General features: G+C 58.1%; 16 protein-coding genes. 7 read left to right on the top strand and 9 right to left on the bottom strand.

Translation table 11 applies throughout. The features are described from left to right. Together ACI514_RS18440 and ACI514_RS18435 are read left to right on the top strand one after the other, a co-directional pair. A complete protein-coding gene (locus ACI514_RS18440; protein WP_405122165.1) occupies positions 1 to 855 on the top strand; it encodes a hypothetical protein in 855 nt (284 codons plus the stop codon). Between the two features lie 2 nt (positions 856 to 857). Next, positions 858 to 6,428 carry a calcium-binding protein gene (locus tag ACI514_RS18435; RefSeq protein ID WP_405122164.1) on the top strand — a complete coding sequence of 1,857 codons (5,571 nt, stop codon included), beginning with the start codon at positions 858 to 860 and terminating at the stop codon, positions 6,426 to 6,428. Between the two features lie 66 nt (positions 6,429 to 6,494). Here ACI514_RS18435 and ACI514_RS18430 read toward each other — a convergent pair whose 3' ends face one another. Continuing rightward, the gene (locus ACI514_RS18430) at positions 6,495 to 7,607 is read right to left on the bottom strand and encodes an enoyl-CoA hydratase/isomerase family protein (protein WP_160056534.1); all 1,113 of its coding nucleotides are present in this window, start codon (positions 7,605 to 7,607) and stop codon (positions 6,495 to 6,497) included. A gap of 132 nt (positions 7,608 to 7,739) precedes the next feature. On the opposite strand from ACI514_RS18430, the gene ung reads away from it, so the two are divergent. After that, complete coding sequence (ung, locus tag ACI514_RS18425; protein ID WP_007911441.1) at positions 7,740 to 8,432, top strand: uracil-DNA glycosylase; 693 nt, start codon at positions 7,740 to 7,742, stop codon at positions 8,430 to 8,432. A gap of 119 nt (positions 8,433 to 8,551) precedes the next feature. On the opposite strand, the gene ACI514_RS18420 is transcribed toward ung, so the two are convergent. From ACI514_RS18420 to ACI514_RS18400, 5 genes are read right to left on the bottom strand one after another with little or no spacing between them, the layout of a single operon-like run. Beyond that, positions 8,552 to 9,586, bottom strand: a complete 1,035-nt coding sequence (locus ACI514_RS18420) for an AbrB family transcriptional regulator (protein ID WP_405122163.1) — start codon at positions 9,584 to 9,586, stop codon at positions 8,552 to 8,554. Continuing rightward, on the bottom strand, positions 9,579 to 11,093 hold the full coding sequence (locus tag ACI514_RS18415; RefSeq protein WP_007911435.1) for a tripartite tricarboxylate transporter permease: 1,515 nt from the start codon (positions 11,091 to 11,093) through the stop codon (positions 9,579 to 9,581). The genes ACI514_RS18420 and ACI514_RS18415 overlap by 8 nt, the downstream gene beginning before the upstream one ends. Position 11,094: 1 nt before the next feature. Beyond that, a complete protein-coding gene (locus ACI514_RS18410; protein ID WP_007911434.1) occupies positions 11,095 to 11,553 on the bottom strand; it encodes a tripartite tricarboxylate transporter TctB family protein in 459 nt (152 codons plus the stop codon). Between the two features lie 56 nt (positions 11,554 to 11,609). Further along, positions 11,610 to 12,587, bottom strand: coding sequence for a tripartite tricarboxylate transporter substrate binding protein (locus ACI514_RS18405; protein ID WP_034153137.1), 978 nt, complete (start codon positions 12,585 to 12,587; stop codon positions 11,610 to 11,612). Positions 12,588 to 12,640: 53 nt separating this feature from the next. Beyond that, positions 12,641 to 13,933: an OprD family porin gene (locus ACI514_RS18400; RefSeq protein ID WP_405122162.1), complete on the bottom strand. Its 1,293-nt coding sequence runs from the start codon at positions 13,931 to 13,933 to the stop codon at positions 12,641 to 12,643. 236 nt (positions 13,934 to 14,169) lie between these two features. Here ACI514_RS18400 and ACI514_RS18395 point away from each other — a divergent pair, with 236 nt between their 5' ends. Together ACI514_RS18395 and ACI514_RS18390 are read left to right on the top strand one after the other, a co-directional pair. After that, positions 14,170 to 14,841 (top strand): response regulator, encoded by a 672-nt coding sequence (locus ACI514_RS18395; protein WP_007911422.1) that lies wholly within the window; start codon positions 14,170 to 14,172, stop codon positions 14,839 to 14,841. Further along, complete coding sequence (locus ACI514_RS18390) at positions 14,834 to 16,219, top strand: sensor histidine kinase (protein WP_016984705.1); 1,386 nt, start codon at positions 14,834 to 14,836, stop codon at positions 16,217 to 16,219. Before ACI514_RS18395 ends, ACI514_RS18390 begins: the two co-directional genes overlap by 8 nt. A 107-nt stretch (positions 16,220 to 16,326) precedes the next feature. On the opposite strand, the gene ACI514_RS18385 is transcribed toward ACI514_RS18390, so the two are convergent. Both ACI514_RS18385 and ACI514_RS18380 read right to left on the bottom strand, forming a co-directional pair. Beyond that, positions 16,327 to 17,148 carry an HDOD domain-containing protein gene (locus tag ACI514_RS18385; protein ID WP_016984704.1) on the bottom strand — a complete coding sequence of 274 codons (822 nt, stop codon included), beginning with the start codon at positions 17,146 to 17,148 and terminating at the stop codon, positions 16,327 to 16,329. 35 nt (positions 17,149 to 17,183) lie between these two features. Next, positions 17,184 to 18,125 (bottom strand): YgfZ/GcvT domain-containing protein, encoded by a 942-nt coding sequence (locus tag ACI514_RS18380; protein WP_405122161.1) that lies wholly within the window; start codon positions 18,123 to 18,125, stop codon positions 17,184 to 17,186. 150 nt (positions 18,126 to 18,275) lie between these two features. On the opposite strand from ACI514_RS18380, the gene ACI514_RS18375 reads away from it, so the two are divergent. Both ACI514_RS18375 and ACI514_RS18370 read left to right on the top strand, forming a co-directional pair. After that, entirely contained in the window at positions 18,276 to 18,530 is a 255-nt protein-coding gene (locus ACI514_RS18375) for a succinate dehydrogenase assembly factor 2 (protein WP_007911418.1), read from the top strand. Continuing rightward, entirely contained in the window at positions 18,514 to 18,966 is a 453-nt protein-coding gene (locus ACI514_RS18370) for a protein YgfX (RefSeq protein ID WP_405122160.1), read from the top strand. The genes ACI514_RS18375 and ACI514_RS18370 overlap by 17 nt, the downstream gene beginning before the upstream one ends. On the opposite strand, the gene nadB is transcribed toward ACI514_RS18370, so the two are convergent. Then, positions 18,935 to 20,551 (bottom strand): L-aspartate oxidase, encoded by a 1,617-nt coding sequence (gene nadB / locus ACI514_RS18365; protein ID WP_160056544.1) that lies wholly within the window; start codon positions 20,549 to 20,551, stop codon positions 18,935 to 18,937. The genes ACI514_RS18370 and nadB overlap by 32 nt on opposite strands. Positions 20,552 to 20,606 lie beyond the last annotated feature (55 nt).

Genomic DNA, 20,606 nt, shown 5'->3' with positions numbered 1-20,606 from the left:
ATGCTCCGGATGTCGCGTAAGCAATGGGTTAAATGGTTTAAGAAGTTGTTGAAGTATGGCTTGTTTGTTTGTGTCTGTTATTGCGTGGTGGATTTTTATATCCGTGAAGAACAAGTCGCCGAGGCGATGGCAGTCTATTACGCGGATCAGGAGGCCTGTCAAAAGAAGCTGGCGAGCATGAAGCAGGTGCCCATACTGGGCGGCAGCTATGTGGATAAGACTCTGGTGCCGGAGTTTTATGTGGGCATGCCTGAACTGGCGAATAAGAAAGCGTGTCTGGCCAATACGCTCAAGGGGCATTTCTGGTGGACCGGGACGGGTTTGCACCGGTACCAGGATCAGAGCCTGAAGTCGATTCCTGAAAGTTGGCGTCTTTATAAATTGACCGCCGGGCTTTATACAAGAAAAGAGACTAGCGAGCCCCATGAACGGGGCTATCGGCACGTCAACTGGCCGGATGAGTTGATTGTGAAGTTGAAAAATTATCCGGGGTTAGAGATTTGGCTGGATGCTCCGCCGCCGCATTTCAAGAATGTGGATTCCGTCAGAACGTTTGTCATTACTGGCTGGCCGCGGCGTGATGGCATCCCTCGGTTGATAGGCTGTGACGGTTTGATTCGCCCGGCTTCCGAAGAACAACTGACTGACGAGAAATTGGCAAGGCTCAGCAGAGCAGAATTGGAAAATCTGGATTTTGGCAAGTTGAACTTTTTCTGCACTGTCAATCTGGATAGCTTTGACTTTGCTGGGGGGCACGGCAGCGTAGACCTCGGTCTATCGTCATTACGCGAAGCACCTGAGATGCTCAAGTTTCTCAGTGATTATCTTTCACGCTCAGTTATTACAAGGAAGTAACGATGAGTTATGTTTTTAGCGATATGGAAAAAACAGCGATCTTTAACGCAGCCAATATTTGCAAAGGTATGAGGCTTCTCTCAAAAAAAATTGAGTACGAGGCACTGGGAATGGCGGGGGCTAGCTGCGCTCCCCTGTATCAAAAACTATTCGAGATTATTGGCGGAAGAGTTTCCGACGTTACCGCTGTCGATAAAGAGGCTGGAAAAATTCTGAAAAGCGCCAGGCTCTGGCTTGCCGTGGCCATTGATGCCAACGGTGGAAACGGTGGAAACGGTGCCTACTCCGCCCTGATTCGCGGCTACACCTCGCGGCAAGGTGAACTGAGATTGAATAAAATTTTCAGTGAAAACCTGATGCAGCTGTCATCCAATCAGGTCGCCGTCAATTTCATCAATACCTTGATCGACGGATCCCTCGCGGGTCGGCTGGCACCCTGGACGGTTCCATCCATCAGCCAGATTGCAGAGATTGATGCCAGTGCGATCGGCAAGGCACTGTTTAGTGAGGCTTGCGGAGAGAAGGATACAGCCGTGAGCCATAACGCCGGCTGGTCAGGGACAGTCGGATTCAGCCTGTTGGGTGGAGCGCCGCCCTATGAAACCTGGAGATTGATCTCCGCTGGTGATTCGCAAGGGGAAGATGGCGGCACGCCGACTCAAGCAAAAGCCAACAGGCTCGATGACTATAAAAATATCCTGTTCGCCATCGATTCCTACAGCGTCGGATTGCGAGCGGCGATCAGCAATTTCGGCGTCAACCCATTGCAAAGCCTGCTTTCCGTCGTGCCAGAGCAAATCAATATCGCGCTCGCCAGTGGCAGCCTCAATCCGCTGATTCAGCATGTCGTTCAAGGCACGTCTGTTTCCGCCGTAGTCGACCTGATATTGCGCTATGGCCAGAATGAATTCCTGGACATGTTCAAGCGCACCTACGACCGCGATTCAGCAGCGCCAGCTACCACCGATGAAACCTTCGCCACCAACGCTTACGCATTCTTCTCGGCATTTTCACCAGAGCAGTCCCAAAGCATCGTCACCCGTTCGATAGGCGAATACGGAAACGCCAATTCATGGGCAAAACTGGCTGGCGAGTCGACACCCATCGGCCTTTCGTTGCGCAATTCCCTGAAGCAACTCAGTGAAATCGTCATTGAGCGAGCTGACGGTTACCCCGGACGCGAACTGGAACTCTACGATCCGCTGACCGGCGAAGGTTTCATCACCGCGCAATGGCTTGCCGATCGTGCGCAGATGTTGGCCCGGTTGATTGCTCGAACTCAGGGCTCGTTTGGAGAACACTCGCTGCAGAAGTTTTCCTACGTCGATCTCGCCTCAGCCAAACAGGTGCCAATGACGACCGGTGTGTTGAACCCGCTGGTCATGTTCGGCGATGACGGCTCGCGGTCTTTCGCGGGCGGTACGAACACTGATCATCTGTATGGCGGCGCGGGCAATGACACGATCAACGGGCTGGCAGGTCACGATGTCATCGAGGGTGGGGGCGGCAACGATTTGCTTGGCGGAGGCGACGGCAATGATGCGCTGTACGGAATGGCCGGTGATGATGTTTTGCGCGGAGGAAAGGGTAACGACTCTTTGATCGGTGGCGAAGGCAGCGACCGCTATGAGTTTTCCAGCGGTGATGGCATCGATGAGATCTTCGACGCCAACGCCAATGGGCAGCTGTGGATCAACGGCGCGCCGATTCCTTCACTCAAACGTCGCGCCCCTTTGAGCAATATCTGGTGGACCGAGGATCAGGCCATCACCCTGACCCTCATCGAAGAACTCAGCGAACCCACGCTCAATATCAAATATGGCCTGAACGATCTCGTCGTTATCAAGAACTTCCGCCCCGGGATGCTTGGCATCCGACTTCCCGAATACCAAGGCCATACGGTCTCTGCTCCCGATCTGGTTCTCCAGGGCGATTGGAAAGCGAAAGATATCGAGCCCAATGTTCCCGGTGATCAGTTCTCATACGATGAGTTGGGCAACGCCTTGCTATTGCCCAACGTAAAACAGAGAAACAAAGCCGATGTGCTTTACGGCTCTGCAAAAGACAACGTCATTCTCGGACTTGGTGGAGCAGACCGATTATTCGGCAAGGACGGAAACGATCAGTTGTTTGGCGATAAACAGATGACGCTCGAAAAGGCCATGGCCGCTGGCGACTCTAAAGGGAAAACAGCTCGAGGCGATTGGCTTGATGGCGGTGCTGGTCACGATTTGCTCATCGGTACGGCATCCCAGGACGTGCTTCTGGGCGGTAACGATCGGGATACGCTGATTGGAGGTGCGGGAGATGACATCTTATCAGGCGATGAAACGACCGGCGCGCTAGAGCAGAAATGGGGATTCAAACGCGTCGAAGTGCTTATAGACGGTGGTGTCACCAGTCACCGAACTGTCTTTTCAAAGGCCTCCTTTAATAGTTCGACGCAGGGCGATAACGATGTTCTCTACGGCCAGGGCGGCCGCGATGTTCTCAATGGTGGATGGGGCGACGATCTGCTTGATGGCGGAACTGAAGATGATCTTCTTGGAGGGGATGGCGGGAATGACACCCTGGCCGGAGGAAGTGGTAACGACACATTAATGGGAGACAACCTCGATTGGGGCGGTGGCCTGCAAAGCAAACACCATGGCAACGATGTATTGGACGGTGGCAGTGGCGATGATTGGCTCGCTGGTAACGGTGGAGCCGATGCGATTTATGGTGGCTCAGGCAATGACACTCTCCACGGGGATGACGATGTACTGAACGGCGTTGCCGGTGACGCCGCCCACTTTTTTGCAAATGACCTGCTGGACGGTGGTGCGGGAGACGACAAACTTTTGGGCGGCGGGGCGAATGATCTGCTGTTCGGAGGTGAAGGTAACGACGCGCTGGCCGGGGATTATGCGGAGCATCCAATACGGTACCACGGCAATGATTTACTTGATGGTGGAGCGGGCGATGACACACTTCAGGGAATGGGTGGCTCCGATACCCTGATCGGTGGGGCAGGAGCTGACGCGCTGGATGGCGATGTGTCCAACCTGCAGTCAGGTGGAATCAACAATGATTACCTTCAAGGCGATGAAGGAAACGATACCCTTCTGGGAGGCTTGGGCGCCGACACGCTTTATGGCGGCGCAGATGATGACATTTTATCCGGCGACTACGAGCAGACAGCCGAAGCCGAACATGGCGCAGATTATCTGGACGGTGGTTCAGGCAACGATACCTTGCTGGGCGGTGGTGGCAACGACACGTTGTTGGGCGGGGAGGGTGTAGACCACCTTCGCGGCGATTCCGGCAATAACGTTTTTGATGGCGGGGCCGGTAACGATGTGATGGAGGGCCATGACGGCGCTGATGTTTACTATTTCGGGGTGGGTGATGGTCTTGACGTTATCACCGATTCAGGTGGCAGCAATATCATCAAATTCGGGGCGGGGTTTTCTGCGCAAAGTCTAAAAGCCGACATCATTGATGTTTCCGTAGGCCGGGTATTGCGGGTGTTCAATGGCGAGGGTGACGCCATCCTTATCCGGAATTATGAAGAGTGGAAGAATTCAACGTTCACATTTAGCGATGGTGTCATTCTCGGCTATCAAGAAGTCATGAAAAAAACGCTGCCAGCTGTAGAAGTCAGCGAGCCGCCGGCAGGGGATGTGCTGGCCAAAGAAGAAGATAAAGACATCATTGCAGACGAAGCCCCGGTTGCTGTTCCGGACCAATCAGGGATCGTTGTTCCTGGTGAGGAACGAAGTAATGCCATTGATCATAATGTTGGCTGGACCGACAGGTTCCTGGCGGAGCTCAATGCAAAGCGCTCCGCAAGCAGGCATTTAACAGGCTTTACCTTGAGCAAACCAGGTGTTTGGATTCGGAGCTATATAGCCACCAGCGATACGGGATATATCACCCACACTGACGTGGTAAATGAAAGCACCGAAACGGGTACATTGTCTGAAACACCTCAATGGATGGGGCCTGCCACTGGTGACGCGGTATTTAGCGAAAGACAGACAAACTCTACATCCCAATCCAGTTTTCGAGAGGTAAAGAAAGAGGGCATTACGGCGCCGTCATCGCTGAAACCGCATTATTTTCGATCTGGCACTGCCAGCGGTTTTTCATTCAAAATCGGCGACGTAATTATCGCGGATAGAAAAGATTCAGGCGCTATTGAAGGGTGGTACGTCTATCCCGCTGAAAGTTTCGCGGCGGACGAAACTGTCCGCAGGGAATTTCGGCGGGATGTCACAACTGAAACGGTCAAACATAAAGTTGTCCACGGCGACGATGCCGGTGGGCGAGTTAATGTCGAAGTCGGCAATCTTTTCCAGGGTGGTGCAGGCGATGACCTGATCGTCGCCTATTCCGGTTTTCAACTTGATTATGGCTCTGTTAATGACAGGATACCGGGTGCCTTTCTGTCCGCCGGGGCAGGCAACGATACCCTGCTCGGTTCTGAAGGCGCTGATTATCTAGTAAGCGGCGCAGGGGATGATTACCTGTACGGTGAAAACGGTGCCGATACTTACATCGTGCAGGCGCATGCTGGCGCAACGACCATTATCGCGGATGTGCAGAATCCGGTTTTTCTTCGACCTGAAGTAGGTGTTGCCGGATGGAAGGACGAGTATGGATTGGTCGATCAAGATACTGTCGTGCTTCCAGAGGACGCGACGCAGGAGAATTTGCAGCTCAGTTGGGGCGCAACACTCATTGAAACGGTAAATGTTGAGTTGGCACCTGATCCACGTCGTGATGCCTATCGACATCCGCCGCGGGCGAAAATGCTCTATTCGACACTCGATATTAAATGGGGTGGGTCGCAGAAAGTTCGCATTGTTCTACCCAATGTCGGAGATGTCGAGGGTTCCGGCATTGAGATTATAAAATTTGCAGATGGCTCAAGCGTTACTCTCAAAGAGCTGTTTGGCTCCCGTCAGCTGGGTCCTGCCCCGGATACTTATCACAATGGTCTCTTGGTCGATAATGCGGCCAGTGGCAAATCTATGAGAGATGGTCAAGCGCTGCCACTGGTGGGAAGTCACGGTAATGACACTCTAAGCGGCGCAGGTGAAATCAGAGGTATGCAGGGACATGATGTGCTGTTGGGGAGTGTCGACGATGATGTGCTGCTCGGCGGTCCCGGTAATGACACATTGTCTGGTGGTGCTGGCAACGATCTCTATAAATACGATGGTCTTGGAAGAGACTTGATTAACAACACCGGGGGTGGGATCGATGGAATCGATTTTTCTGGTGTGGATCTATCTATTGAACAATTAAGGTTTCATCGCGATCAGGATGATCTTGTCATAGTGGTCAGTTATGGCGTGGGGCCCAAGATTCGAGTGGCTAATCATTTTTCTGGAGGCGAAAGCGCGATTGGGTTCATAAGGGTTAGCGGTGAAGGAAAGACAGTTCAAGACTACACCGCAATGCAAATTGCCGAACGACTGCATCCTCTTCCACCACTGCGTGATGTAGAGGATATTCTTGTAAAGGAAAATGAAGAGTCGCAACTCGCATTGGCCGAAATAATTCAGTTCTACGAACTGAACATGTGACCGCGATAACTTCAGATTGAGGGGACCGCGATGGGACCCAGAGGTGATCATCGCGGGCAATCAATCTCAATACTGCGTCAAATCCGCCAACGGATGCCGCCCCTCCCAGACCTTGTGAAAGTGCGCTTCAACCACCGCATCCGGCACATTGTTAATGTCTGGCCAATGCCAGTGCGGCTTCTGATCCTTGTCGATCAACCGTGCGCGAACCCCTTCGCTGAACTCCGGATGCCGGCAGCAATTGAGGCTCAGGGTGTATTCCATCTGAAAGACTTCGGCCAGTGACATGTGTCGGGCACGGATGATCTGTTCCCAGACCAGATGCGCGGTCAGCGGCGAGCCTTCGCTCATGGTTTTCGCCGCGCGGGAGATCAACGGGTCGCTGCTGTCGCGTTGCAGGCTAATGGCTTTCCAGGCGCAGGCGATGTCGCTGACATCGAGCAATTCGTCGATCTGCTGGCGACGCGGCAGCCACTGCGCCTCGGGCATCTGCGCCACGGCTTCCTGTTGCAAGGCCTTGAGCAGACTGTTGAGTTGCACGTCGGTCTGTTCCTGCCAATTGAGCTGCAGCAGGCCTTCGATCAATTGCGGCTGCTGCTCGTCGAGCAGGAAACGATCGGCCAAATCCAGATCGATTGCATCACGAGCGTTCATGTGCGCGCCGGTCAGTCCGAGGAACAAACCGAGCTTGCCCGGCAATCGCGCGAGAAACCAACTGGCGCCGACGTCGGGATACAGACCGATGGTGATTTCCGGCATCGCCAAGCGGCTGCTCGGCGTGACGATTCGTGTGCTGGCGCCTTGCAGCAAACCCATACCGCCGCCAAGCACATAACCATGGCCCCAGCAGATCAGCGGTTTTGGATACGTGTGCAAGCTGTAATCCAGACGATATTCCGCGCTGAAAAACTGCGCGGCCAGCGGTGGTACTTCGCCAGGGTGGGCGCGACAAGCCTCAACCAGGCTGCGCACCTCGCCGCCGGCGCAGAAGGCCTTGGCGCCATTGCCGCGCAGCAGCACGCAGACGATTTGCGGATCTTTGGCCCAGGCGTTCAACTTATCGCTGAGGGCGTTGATCATCGGCAGCGACAGCGCATTCAGCGATTTTTCGGCATCCAGGCTGGCGATACCGATGCGGGCGCCGTCGGTGCCGGTGAGTTCTTCGAAGTGCAGATTCATCGTGACCTCGATCGGGAATTTGAACGATCAGTATGATCGTTGTGTGGGAAAGTGCCGGATCTGCATCAGATCAATTGACAAGCGTGGTCGGCTTTCCTAGGGTTCGCCCCATTGTTTTTGCCGGGTATGACCATGACTGCTGACGACCGTATCAAACTCGAACCGAGCTGGAAGGAGGCACTGCGTGCTGAGTTCGACCAGCCTTACATGGCAGAGTTGCGCCAGTTTCTGCAGCAGGAGCGGGCAGCCGGCAAGGAAATCTATCCGCCGGGGCCGATGATTTTCAATGCCTTGAACTCGACGCCGCTGGATAAAGTGAAGGTGGTGATCCTCGGCCAGGACCCTTATCACGGCCCGGGCCAGGCCCATGGCCTGTGCTTCTCGGTGCAACCGGGTGTGCCGGCGCCGCCGTCGCTGGTCAACATCTATAAAGAGTTGAAGCGCGACCTGAACATCGATATTCCCAATCACGGCTACCTGCAGAGCTGGGCCGATCAGGGCGTGTTGATGATCAACACCACCATGACCGTCGAACGCGCCAACGCCAATGCGCACAAGGACAAGGGTTGGCAGTTTTTCACTGACCGGATCATTGAACTGGTTAGCGAGCGCCAGCCGCATCTGGTGTTCATGCTCTGGGGCGCGCATGCGCAGAGCAAGCAGAAGCTGATCGACGCGACCAAGCATCTGGTGCTGACGTCGGTGCATCCGTCGCCGTTGTCGGCGTATCGCGGGTTCTTGGGTTGCGGGCATTTCAGCCGGACCAACAAGTTTCTTGAGCAGAATGGCGAAACGCCGATCGAGTGGCGTCTGCCGCCGATTTGATGGGCTGACTGAGCCGGCCCCTTCGCGAGCAGGCTCGCTCCCACATTGGTTTTGCGGCGTTCACCTGACCAATGTGGGAGCGAGCTTGCTCGCGAAGAAGGCAACTCGGTCTTGCAGGCTTACTCGGGATTACGATTCCAGTACTTGAACAACGGCTCCGCCAGAAACAGCACAAACAACAGCCGCATTACCTGCATCGCCGTCACCAGCGGCACCGACAATTGCAGCGTCTCCGCCGTCAGGCTCATCTCGGCAATCCCGCCGGGCATCATGCCCAAGGTCAGCGAGCGCAGATCCAGATGGGTCAGCGCACTCAAGCCCAACGCCGCCAACGTTGCGATCAACATGGTCAACGCCGTGCCAATCAACGTCCGTCCCATGAATGAAGGCGCGCGGCGGAAGAACTGCCGGTTGAAGTGACAGCCCAAGCCACTGCCAATCAACCACTGGCCAATCTGACTGCCGCCATTGGGCAAACCGATGTGCAAGTCCCAACCAATGCTTACTGCCGCACTCACCAGCAACGGTCCGAACAGCCACGGATTGGGTTGGCGCAAACGCTGCCAGAGCCACGCAAGCAAACCACCCGCCGGAAACAGTATCGCCAGCCAGCGCCAATCGACGCTGCCAGCGTGAGAAATCGGATTGCCGTCGCCGAGCAAATACTTGAACGCCGCCGGCACACACAACACCACCACCAGAACGCGCAGACTCTGCCCCGCCGCAACGTGGCTAAGCATCGCGCCGTTACGCGCGCCGAGGTTGACCATCTCCCCGGAACCGCCGGGCATGCTCGAGAAAAACGCCGTGGCGCGATCCTCACCGGTGCGGCGCATCAACCAAACGCCGACCACCGCCGAGACACTGGTGACCAGTGCCCCAAAGAAGATCAAACCGAAATGACTGAGCACCTGCTCCATCACCACCGGGGTGAAGTGCAGGCCGATGCCGATGCCGACAATCCACTGGCCGCACTTGCGGCCGCCAGGGATTTCCGTGAGTTGCCACGGGGTCAGGCAGCGCACGAGGATGATCGCCAGCAACGAGCCGACCATCCACGGCAGTGGCCAGCCGATCTGGCTGGCGAGGTAACCGCCAAGCAGACCGACCAGCGGGGTTCCCCACCAGGATCTCAGTGAGGCGCGATCAAACATCGGCGATGGCGCGACGCGCGACCGAACGTTTGCGCCAGATACGTAGCAGCGGCATCAGCAGCATGATTGCGGTCAGTACCCAGACACCGAAGGTGATCGGGCTCGACCAGAGGATCTCCAGTGCACCGTTGGAAATCGACAGCGCCCGACGCAGGTTCTGCTCCATCAAGCCGCCGAGAATGAAGCCCAGCAACACCGGCGACAACGGGAAGTCGAGCTTGCGCAGGATGTAACCGAAAATGCCGATGCCGACCATCAGGAACAGGTCGAACGTGGTGGCGTGTACCGCGTAGACGCCGATCCCGGTGATGATCGCGATCACTGGTACCAGTGCCCAGTTCGGCACGGCGAGGATGCGGGTGAAGATGCGGATCATCGGAATGTTGAGGATCACCAGCATGATGTTGGCGATGAACAACGAGGCGATCAGGCCCCAGACGATGTCCGGTTGCTGTTGGAACAGCAGCGGGCCGGGAGTGATGTTGTACAGCGACAGCGCGCCGATCATCACCGCCGTGGTGCCCGAACCTGGAACGCCCAGCGTCAGCATCGGCACCAAAGCACCACACGCGGAAGCACCGATGGCAGTTTCCGGCGCGGCGAGACCGCGAGCATCACCCTGACCGAATTTGCCACTGGCTCCGGCGATGCGTTTTTCAGTCATGTAAGCCACAGCGCTGGCCAGTGTTGCGCCGGCACCCGGCAACACGCCCATGATGAAACCGAGCAGGCCGCAACGGATGTTCACCACGAACACCGACGAGGCTTCCTTGAAGTTGAACATCATCCGGCCGGTGGCTTTCACCGCTTCCTGACCGCGATGGGTTTTCTCCAGCAGCAACAGAATCTCACTGACCGAGAACAGGCCCAGCACCAGCACGACGAACTGAATGCCGTCAGTCAGGTGAATGTTGTCGCCGGTAAAGCGGTAAACACCGCTGTTGGCGTCGATGCCGACGCTCGACAGGAACAGGCCGATCAATGCCGCGATAAAGGTTTTCAACGGTCGATCCCCGGCCATACCGCCGAGACAGACAATCGCAAACACCATCAGCACGAAGTATTCCGCCGGGCCGAAGGCAATCGCCCATTTCGCCAACAACGGCGCGAACAGGACCATGCCGCAAGTGGCGATAAACGCGCCGATAAACGAACTCCACGCCGACAGCGACAGCGCAACACCGGCCAGACCTTTGCGGGCCATCGGGTAACCGTCGAGGGTGGTCATCACGGTCGATGCTTCACCCGGAATGTTCAGCAGAATCGAGCTGATCCGCCCGCCGTATTCGCAGCCCAGATACACCGCTGCGAGCAGAATCAACGCCGATTCCGGCGGCAGGCCGAGAGCGAAAGCAATCGGGATCAGCAGTGCCACACCGTTGATCGGGCCTAGACCCGGGAGCAAGCCGACGACGGTGCCGATCAGTGTGCCGGTCAGGGCCGTGACCAGATTATACGGGCTCAGCGCGACGCCGAAGCCTTGACCCAAATAACCGAGGGTATCCATATCAGTTCTCCAGCACGTCGAGCAGGCCAAGGGGTAGCGGAACGTCCATCACCCGGTCGAACAGCAGGTACAGACCGATGGCCATCAGCGTGGTCACCACGATGCTCGGCATCCAGCGACCGCCATACAAACGCGCCATCGGAATGCCGATAAGGATGCTGCTGAGGATGAACCCCAGCGGTTCGAACAGACCGGCGAACACCAGTAGCAGTGCGACGCAGATGGCGATCTTGGTCAGGGTTTCGCGATCCAGTGGCGGCTCGTCTTCACTGTGTTTGATCGGCGCCGGGCGAAACACCATGTACAGCAGCGCCGCGCCCATCAGGCCGAGCATCAGCAAAGGAAAGGCGCGCGGGCCGACCGGTTCGTAGGAAAAAGCCGCTTGGTACGGCCACGCCATCAGTGCCAGACCGGCGCAAACCAGCAAAAGCACGGAGGCGAAAATGCGTTGAATAAGCATGGGAGCTCCTGTGCTGCGTCCCCGCAACCGGGAACGCAGCCGCTAGACAGAGGCGATCACTGAATCAGGCCGAACTCTTTGGCCAGCACTTTGTAGTCCGCCACCTGCTTCTTCACGTAGGTGTCGAGTTCCGGGCCGGTCATGGCGAACGGGAACAGTTCGCGCTGATCGCGCAGCTTGGCGAACTCATCGGAGGCCAGCAGTTTGTCGAACGAGTCTTTCCACCAGGCGTAGTCTTCATCGCTGACTTTTGGCCCCAGGTAGAAGCCGCGCACCACCGGCCAGACGATGTCGTAGCCCTGCTCGCGAGCGGTCGGGATGTCTTTCATCTCCGGCTCGTCGAGACGCTTGTCGGCAAACACCGCGAGCAGACGCATGTCGCCGCTCTGGATGTGCGGCATGGAGTCGGAGATGTCGGTACTGCCGACCTGGATGTGGCCACCGAGCAGGGCGGTGGCGATTTCGCCGCCACCTTCGAGGGCGACGTAACGCAGGTCACGCGGGTTGATCCCGGCAGCCTTGGCGATCAGTGCGGTTTGCATCCAGTCCTGGCTGCCGACGGTACCGCCGGAGCCGATCACCACCGAGCTTGGATCTTTCTTCAATGCCTGAACGAGATCGTCGAGGGTCTTGTAGGGCGAATCGCTTTTCACTGCGATGGCGCCGTAGCTGGTGCCGACCGCTGCCAACCAGCGCACGTTGGTTTCATCGAAGCGACCGAACTTGCCTTGGGCCAGGTTCAACAGCGAACCGCTCGACCACGCGACCAGCGTGCCGGCATCGGCAGGACGCTGAGCGACTACGGCGTTATAGGCCACCGCGCCGACACCACCGGGCATGTAGGTCACACGCATCGGTTTGCTCAGCAGTTTCTGGTTGACCAGTGCGCTCTGCACCAGTTTGCAGGTCAGGTCGAAACCGCCGCCGGGGGAGGCCGGGGCGATACATTCCGGACGTTTCGGTTCGGCCATCAGTTGGCCGGCAAACAGGATGCAACTGGCGGCCAGTGCAACTTTACGCAGTGACAGGTTCATTCGATTCTCCACGGGCATTGTTGTTATTCGACGTGTTTTTCTTCAACTGGCCATTACCACAGCGCAACGCTGTAGCTCACCAGCAAACGCACTTCGTCTGCATCGCGAGCCGAGTAGTTGGAGCGGTAAGTGGCATTACGCAAACGCACGGCGACATCCTTCAAGGCGCCGCTTTGTACTACATATTTGATTTCGGTGTTGCGTTCCCACTCTTTGCCTTCTTCACCGTTCTTGAGCTTGATGTTGTCACCGCTCAAGTAGCGGCTCATGAAGCTCAGGCCAGGAATGCCGAGCTTGGCGAAGTCAAAGTCGTAGCGAGCCTGCCAGGAGCGTTCTTCAGCACCGGCGAAATCGTTGATCTGCACGAAGTTGACCAGGTACGGGTCGCTGCCATCGACATAAGGGAAGGCACTGTCGCCAGACATGTGCTGGTAACCGGCGCTGAACTTGTGGCCGCTCAGCGCATAGCTGACCAGGCCGTTGAGCGAGCGGTTGTCGATTTCGCCGCCGCGGGCCGCGCCCTGATCATCACTGACGGCGAAACGCAGGTCAGTGGCAAACGTGCCCGGGCCCATCGGCCGTGAAGCAACCAGGCCGAAGAAGTGCTGGTTGTAGACTTCGTCGAGTTGGGCGAAGTGGTAACTGCCGGTGATCTTGTCGGTGAACTTGTAGTCCACGCCGCCAAAATCAAAGTGCTTGCCAGCGGCGGTGCCGGCAAAACGGCTGTTCTTGTTGTTGAGGGCGATGTCTTCGAAATCGGTGCTGTCGCGATCCTTGGCTTTCTCCAGACGGCCACCGGTGAAGGTCAGGTTCTTGATCTCTTTGGAGGTCAGCAAGCCGCCTTCAAAGGTCTGCGGCAGGATGCGCCCGTCGTTGGGTTTGAGGATCGGCAGTTCGGGAATCAGGCTGCCGATTTTAAGTTCGGTGGCAGAGATTTTCACTTTGCCGGTCAGGCCGACTTTCGAGTACTCGTCTGCCGCGCGCCCGTCGTCGTGGGTTGGAAGCAGGCCGGTGCCGGTGCGGTCCGGACTCGAATCGAGTTTCACCCCAAGCATGCCCAACGCATCAACACCGAACCCCACGGTGCCGTCGGTGTAACCCGATTGCAGATTGAGCATGAAGCCCTGGGCCCATTCGTCACGCTTGGATTGCTGGGCGCTGGTGCCATCGCGAAAGTCGCGGTTGAAATACATGTTGCGGGTTTCGAAGGTGGCGCTGCTGTCTTCAATGAAGTCGGCAAAACTCAACGGCGAAAAACCGGCAAGGGCGGCGGCACTGACGAGGGCGGTGTGGCTGAAACGGGAAGGGCGAACAGACGTGGACGCCTGAGGCTGCATGGACGGCATGCGGGTGTACTCCGTTTATTGTTCTTATTGGTCGAAAACGCTTCGAGGCGTTTTTCTTTGCGCTGTGTGGCATCAGCGACGGCAGTCGGAACTGTCCGTGGGCCAACTGTAACGAGCTAACCTTTCGCTAACCTTTCAGTAGACTTTCAAGGTTTTCGGGCTTCACAGCGGCGGTTGCGGCTGTAAACTCCGCGGCAAAGCGTGGCGCCGGCCATCCCTGAACGAGGTAAAAATCCATGCGTGTTCTGCTCGTCGAAGACCATCTGCAACTGGCCGAAAGTGTCGCTCAGGCGCTCAAGAGCACCGGTCTGACCGTGGATGTGTTGCACGATGGCGTGGCCGCCGATCTGGCGCTGGGCAGTGAGGAATACGCCGTGGCGATCCTCGATGTCGGCCTGCCGCGCATGGACGGTTTCGAGGTGCTCGCGCGTTTGCGTGCACGCGGAAAGAATCTGCCGGTGCTGATGCTCACCGCACGCAGTGATGTGAAGGATCGTGTCCATGGTCTCAATCTTGGTGCCGACGACTACCTCGCCAAGCCTTTTGAGCTGACTGAGCTGGAAGCACGGGTCAAAGCCTTGTTGCGCCGCAGTGTGTTGGGTGGTGAACGCCAGCAGCGCTGCGGCGTGCTGGCCTACGACCTCGACACCCGACGTTTCACCCTTGGCGAAGAATTGCTGACGTTGACCTCTCGCGAACAAGCGGTGCTGGAAGCGCTGATCGCCCGGCCGGGGCGGGTGATGAGCAAGGAGCAACTGGCGTCCCAGGTGTTCGGCCTCGACGAAGAAGCCAGCCCCGACGCGATCGAAATCTACGTGCATCGCTTGCGCAAGAAACTCGATGGCCAACCGGTGGCGATCGTGACTTTCCGTGGCCTCGGTTATCTGCTGGAAAGCCGCGATGCATAAGCCCAGCAGCCTGCGCTGGCGCTTGCTGTGGAACCTCGCATTGCTGCTGGTGGTGTTGATGCTCGCTAGCGGCTTGAGCGCGTACTGGAACGGTCGCGAAGCCGCCGACACCGCGTATGACCGCACGCTGCTGGCCTCGGCGCGGACCATCGCTGCGGGCTTGTCGCAACGTGACGGCACACTGAGTGCCGATGTGCCTTACGTCGCACTCGACACCTTCGCTTATGACAGCGCCGGGCGGATTTACTATCAGGTCAATGACATCCACCAAAAGCTGATTTCCGGCTATGAGAATCTGCCCGGGCCGCCGCCGGGGACGCCGCGCACGGACAGTTATCCAGCGTTGGCGCGTTTCTACAACGCCACCTACAAAGGGCAGAACGTGCGCGTGGTCAGCCTGCTGAAAGCAGTGACCGAGCCGAACATGAACGGCATGGCGGAAATCCGCGTTGCCGAAACCGATGAAGCACGGGTGAGCATGGCGCGCAGTCTGGCGGCCGATACCTTGCTGCGCCTGGGCATGTTGGCGATCGGAGCGTTGCTGCTGGTGTGGTTTGCGGTCAGTGCTGCATTGCGCCCGTTGGAGCGCTTGCGCACAGCGGTGGAAGAGCGGCAGCCCGACGACTTGCGGCCGCTGCCATTGGTCGAAGTGCAGCATGAGCTGTGGCCGTTGGTGCGTGGGCTCAATCATTTCACCGAGCGCTTGCGTGGTCAGTTCGAACGGCAGGCGCAGTTCATCGCCGATGCGGCCCATGAGTTGCGCACGCCATTGGCGGCACTGAAAGCGCGGCTTGAATTGGGCTTGCGTTCGAACGAGCCCGAGACGTGGCGCACGACATTGGAATCCTCGGCGCAAAGCACCGATCGCCTGACCCATCTGGCCAATCAGTTGCTGTCGCTGGCGCGCGTCGAAAACGGCGCCCGGGCGATTGCCGAGGGCGGCGCGCAGTTGCTCGATCTGAGTCAGTTGGCCCGGGAATTGGGCATGGCCATGGCGCCTCTGGCGCACAAGCGCGGGGTAGCGCTGGCGCTGGAGGCGGACGAACCGGTGTGGTTGCGCGGTGAGCCGACGCTGCTGAACGAATTACTGAGCAATCTGGTGGACAACGCATTGGCGCATACGCCACCGGGCGGTAACGTGATATTGCGGGTGACGGCGCCAGCGGTGCTTGAGGTTGAAGATGACGGGCCGGGGATTCCGCTGGAAGAGCGCGACCGGGTGTTCGAGCGATTCTACCGGCGCAATCAACAGGTCGCGGGTTCTGGCTTGGGCTTGGCGATTGTCGGCGAGATCTGCCGGGCGCATCTGGCGCAGATCAGTCTGCATGATGGTGAGCAGGCGGGGTTGAAGGTGCGGGTCAGTTTTATCGCCGGGTGACTTGCAGTGTTTTTGTTGGCCTCATCGCGAGCAGGCTCACTCCTACACTGGAACGCGTTCTCCTGTAGGAGTGAGCCTGCTCGCGATGGCCACAATAAAGTTTCGGATCAGTAAAACATCGTCCGCGATTCTTCCAGATCTTCACACAGCGCTTTGTTCTCCGGATCAATCCCAAGCTTTCTGAACGCCGGAACGGTCATTGGATCAATCCGCGCAAACGGATGATCCGTGTCCTTGTGGCAATACAGGCTCGCCACCTGCACCAGATCGACGTAATCAATGGCCGTCGAATCGCGCTTGAAGTCCTGATAGCGCCCCGGCAATTCCACCAGTCGCTCCGGGAACTCCCAGACGCGCAACAACTTGTCGCCCAGCAACGGATGTATGTGATCGATCACATGGTTGAGGCTGACCGGGTCTGACAGCAGTTCGTAGTGGTCTTCGGCGTAGGTCAGAATCGGCAACACACCGATCTGATGCACCAGTCCGCCGAGCGCTGCCTGATCGGGTTTGAGTTGTGTGTAGCGGCGGCACAACGCATAACTGACGCCAGCAATTTCCAGGCTCTTGCGCCAGACTTCGCGCATCTTCTGTTCGACCACTTCGGAGCGGGCGTGGAAAATCTGCTCCATCACCAGACCGATCGCCAGGTTGCTGCTGTAGTTGATGCCCAGCCGGGTGATGGCCGTGTGCAGGTCGGTGACTTCCTGTGCGGCGCGCAGCAGCGGGCTGTTGACCACTTTGATCAGGCGCGCCGACAGCGCCGTGTCCCGGCCGATCACTTTGCTCAGGTCGCTGACGCTGATTTCCGGGTCTTCAGCGGCCTTGCGAATCTGCAGGGCCACCTCCGGCAACGTGGGCAGAACCAGGTCATCGTTATCGATGGCCTCAACCAAATCCTGTTGGACTTTTTCCGCCAGTTCGCTCATTTAAACTCTCTAGGGTGTTGCAACAAATGCTGCGATCAGCGCTGGATTTCGCGGTCGCGATCCAGTTCGTAAGGCAGGTCGAGCAGATGCAGCGCGGGACCTTCGAGGGTGCCCAGATGCAAATCACCGGCTTCGGCAGCTTCGGCCTGCAGCACCGCCAGGAGTTCAATGTTTTGCCCGGCCTTGGCGGCCAGCACCACTTCACCGATGGAGCTGTTGTGGCTTGGCGCAAACAGTTGTGTGCCAGGCTCCGGCAAATCAGCAGTGTCCAGGCTCAGGCGATACAGGCGCCGCTTGAGTTTGCCCAGGTACTGCATGCGCGCAACGATTTCCTGGCCGGTGTAGCAGCCTTTCTTGAAACTCACGCCGCCGACGGCTTGCAGGTTGAGCATCTGCGGGATAAACAGCTCGCGGGTGCTCGGCATGACCTGGCCGATACCGGCGCGGATCTGGCCCAGCAGCCATTGATTGAGCTCAGCCTCAGGCAGGGCGGCGGACAATTTGGTTTTGATCGCGTCAGCCTGATCGGCCGGTGCCCAGAGTTCGGCGCGATCGGGCGAGACGCGAATCGCGAGCAGGCCTTCGTTGCGCACGAGGCTGTCGGTTTCCGCCGGCAGGTCCAGACCGAGGCTGGTCAAGGCACTTTCGCCGTGCGTCAGACCGAAGCGCACCCAGGCGGCGCTTTCGTCGGTCAGTTTCGATTTGGAGAACACCGCGTACTTTTTCAGGTCCGCCAGTTGCGGCTCCAGCAGCTCGCTGGCCATTGCCAGGACTACGCCGTCACCTTCGAGCAGAATGCGGAAGCTCGACTGCATCCGGCCTTTCTGCGTGCAGCGGGCGCCGAGGCTGGCGCGGTTGTCGCTCAGGTAATTGAGGTTGCAGGTCAACTGGCCTTGCAGGAATTTTCCGGCATCCGCGCCGCGAACCGCGAGAACGCCTTCATGAGACAGGGTGCAGAAAAAAGCAGAATCGGCCATGGGTCATCGCAGGGTAAATAGACTGGGGCACATCATAAGGGTGCGTCGGTGAAATGGGTAGTTGATAAAGGATCGGTGGTGCCCGACCAAAGCCGACTGTGCGGGCCGCCTCGGGGCTGTATACTTGCCGCCAAATTTGAGGAGGGCTCCATGGTCGAACAAGTTGAACTGAATCGCCTGTTTTGGCACAGCCGTCGCGGCATGCTCGAGCTTGACGTGTTGCTGGTGCCGTTCGTGCAGGAGGTTTACGCGACGTTGAACCAGGTGGATCGCGATCTGTATGTGCGCCTGCTGACGTGCGAGGATCAGGACATGTTCGGCTGGTTCATGGAGCGCAGCGAGTCTGAGGATCCGGAACTGCAGCGCATGGTTCGCATGATCCTGGACCGTGTCCAGCCCAAGTAACACGTTCGAATGCCGCTGGCATGCCTCACGGCAGTTGCTGGCGGCTTATCTGTTGGCCCAGGCGTTCGCTCTGGGTTCGTTGTTTCTGCTTTCTATTCCACTCTGGGCCAGCTTGCTCGGGGTCTTTGGCTGTCTGCTTCACGGGTTTTGGGTGTTGCCTCGGCAGATTCTGCTAAGTCACCGTCGGGCGTTTCGCGGATTGCGGCGGGACGCCGATGGCTGGCAGTTGTGGAATCAGGCGGATGGCTGGCAAGCCGTGCAATTGAGGCCGGACAGCCTCGCGCTGCCGTTGATCGTGGTGTTGCGTTTTCGTCTGCGCGGGGAATGGCGGGTCAGATCGGTCTGTGTGCCGCGGGACTCGCAGGCGGCGGACTTGCATCGACGCCTGCGAGTGCGGCTCAAGTTCAGCCGACGTAGGTGGGCGGCACCAGAATAGTGTCGAGAGCCTCGGGCAGCAGGTCGGGATAGTCGAGGGTGTAATGCAGGCCGCGACTTTCCTTGCGTTCCATGGCTGAGCAGATCATCAGTTCGGCCACCTGCGCCAGATTGCGCAATTCGATCAGATCGCGGCTGACCTTATAGTTGCTGTAGAACTCGTCGATCTCGTCCAGCAGCAGGCGCACGCGGTGCTGTGCCCGCTGCAGGCGCTTGTTGGTGCGCACGATGCCGACGTAGTCCCACATGAAGCGCCGCAGTTCATCCCAGTTGTGCGCGATGATCACGTCTTCGTCGGAATCGGTCACCTGGCTGGCGTCCCACGCGGGTAAGGCGTTTGGCGCGGTGACATCGTCCAGTTGCGCGAGGATGTCGGCCGCCGCTGAGCGGGCATAGACAAAGCATTCCAGCAGCGAGTTGCTGGCCATGCGGTTGGCGCCGTGCAGGCCGGTGAAGCTGGTTTCGCCGATGGCATACAAGCCCGGCACATCGGTGCGACCGTTCTGATCGACCATCACGCCGCCGCAGGTGTAATGCGCGGCAGGCACGACCGGGATGGGCTGTTTGGTGATGTCTATACCGAAACCGAGACAGCGCTCATAAACAGTGGGGAAGTGCGTCTTGATGAAGTCTTCGGGCTTGTGGCTGATATCGAGATAAACGCAGTCGACACCCAGGCGCTTCATTTCATGGTCGATGGCCCGAGCGACGATGTCGCGCGGTGCCAGTTCGGCGCGCTTGTCGAAGCGATACATGAAGCGTTCGCCGTTCGGCAGCTTCAAATGGGCGCCTTCGCCGCGCAGGGCTTCGGTAATCAGAAAGCTCTTGGCCTGTGGGTGATACAGGCAGGTCGGGTGAAACTGGTTGAATTCCAGGTTCGCCACCCGGCAACCCGAGCGCCAGGCCATGGCAATGCCATCACCGCAGGCGCCGTCGGGATTGCTGGTATAGAGGTAGACCTTGGCCGCGCCGCCCGAGGCGAGAATCACAAAGCGTGCGCCGTATGTGTCGACTTCGCCGGTTTTACGGTTGAGTACGTAAGCTCCGAGGCAGCGTTCGCCGTCCATGCCCAAGCGTCGTTCGGTGATCAGATCAACGGCAACCCGCTGCTCCAGCAGTTCGACGTTTGAGCGCTCTTTGGCCTGAGCCAGCAGAGTTTTGAAAATCGCCGCGCCGGTCGCATCGGCAGCATGGATGATGCGGCGGTGGCTGTGGCCGCCCTCGCGGGTCAGGTGGAATTCGAATCCACCATCCTCAGTGCCGGATTGATCGTCGCGGGTGAAGGGCACGCCTTGGTCGATCAGCCACTGGATGGCTTCGCGGCTGTGCTCCACGGTGAAACGCACGGCGTCTTCGTGGCACAGACCACCGCCGGCGTTCAGGGTGTCATCAACATGGGATTCGACAGTATCGGTGTCGTCGAGCACGGCGGCGACGCCACCCTGGGCCCAGAACGTGGAACCGTTGGCCAGATCGCCTTTACTCAATACGGCAATGCGCAAATGACCCGGCAGGGTCAGCGCGAGACTCAAACCGGCAGCACCGCTGCCTATGACCAGAACATCATGTTGGAATTGTTGGCTCATTACAGGATTCCGCTCAAAGCGACCCGGGTCGGGGGTGGCGCAAGACAGCTGGATC

The sequence above is a fragment of the Pseudomonas sp. M20 genome (assembly GCF_045037865.1).
Taxonomy (GTDB): domain Bacteria; phylum Pseudomonadota; class Gammaproteobacteria; order Pseudomonadales; family Pseudomonadaceae; genus Aquipseudomonas.
Note: the sequence above shows the minus strand (reverse complement) of the source record. Positions and strands in the feature narration are given on the sequence as shown.

Excerpts from the sequence above, each read along its gene's own strand:
- ACI514_RS18440 (WP_405122165.1), top strand. The coding sequence starts at position 1 with ATGCTCCGGATGTCGCGTAAGCAATGGGTTAAATGGTTTAAGAAGTTG.
- ACI514_RS18435 (WP_405122164.1), top strand. The coding sequence starts at position 858 with ATGAGTTATGTTTTTAGCGATATGGAAAAAACAGCGATCTTTAACGCA.
- ACI514_RS18430 (WP_160056534.1), bottom strand. The coding sequence starts at position 7,607 with ATGAATCTGCACTTCGAAGAACTCACCGGCACCGACGGCGCCCGCATC.
- ung (WP_007911441.1), top strand. The coding sequence starts at position 7,740 with ATGACTGCTGACGACCGTATCAAACTCGAACCGAGCTGGAAGGAGGCA.
- ACI514_RS18420 (WP_405122163.1), bottom strand. The coding sequence starts at position 9,586 with ATGTTTGATCGCGCCTCACTGAGATCCTGGTGGGGAACCCCGCTGGTC.
- ACI514_RS18415 (WP_007911435.1), bottom strand. The coding sequence starts at position 11,093 with ATGGATACCCTCGGTTATTTGGGTCAAGGCTTCGGCGTCGCGCTGAGC.
- ACI514_RS18410 (WP_007911434.1), bottom strand. The coding sequence starts at position 11,553 with ATGCTTATTCAACGCATTTTCGCCTCCGTGCTTTTGCTGGTTTGCGCC.
- ACI514_RS18405 (WP_034153137.1), bottom strand. The coding sequence starts at position 12,587 with ATGAACCTGTCACTGCGTAAAGTTGCACTGGCCGCCAGTTGCATCCTG.
- ACI514_RS18400 (WP_405122162.1), bottom strand. The coding sequence starts at position 13,933 with ATGCCGTCCATGCAGCCTCAGGCGTCCACGTCTGTTCGCCCTTCCCGT.
- ACI514_RS18395 (WP_007911422.1), top strand. The coding sequence starts at position 14,170 with ATGCGTGTTCTGCTCGTCGAAGACCATCTGCAACTGGCCGAAAGTGTC.
- ACI514_RS18390 (WP_016984705.1), top strand. The coding sequence starts at position 14,834 with ATGCATAAGCCCAGCAGCCTGCGCTGGCGCTTGCTGTGGAACCTCGCA.
- ACI514_RS18385 (WP_016984704.1), bottom strand. The coding sequence starts at position 17,148 with ATGAGCGAACTGGCGGAAAAAGTCCAACAGGATTTGGTTGAGGCCATC.
- ACI514_RS18380 (WP_405122161.1), bottom strand. The coding sequence starts at position 18,125 with ATGGCCGATTCTGCTTTTTTCTGCACCCTGTCTCATGAAGGCGTTCTC.
- ACI514_RS18375 (WP_007911418.1), top strand. The coding sequence starts at position 18,276 with ATGGTCGAACAAGTTGAACTGAATCGCCTGTTTTGGCACAGCCGTCGC.
- nadB (WP_160056544.1), bottom strand. The coding sequence starts at position 20,551 with ATGAGCCAACAATTCCAACATGATGTTCTGGTCATAGGCAGCGGTGCT.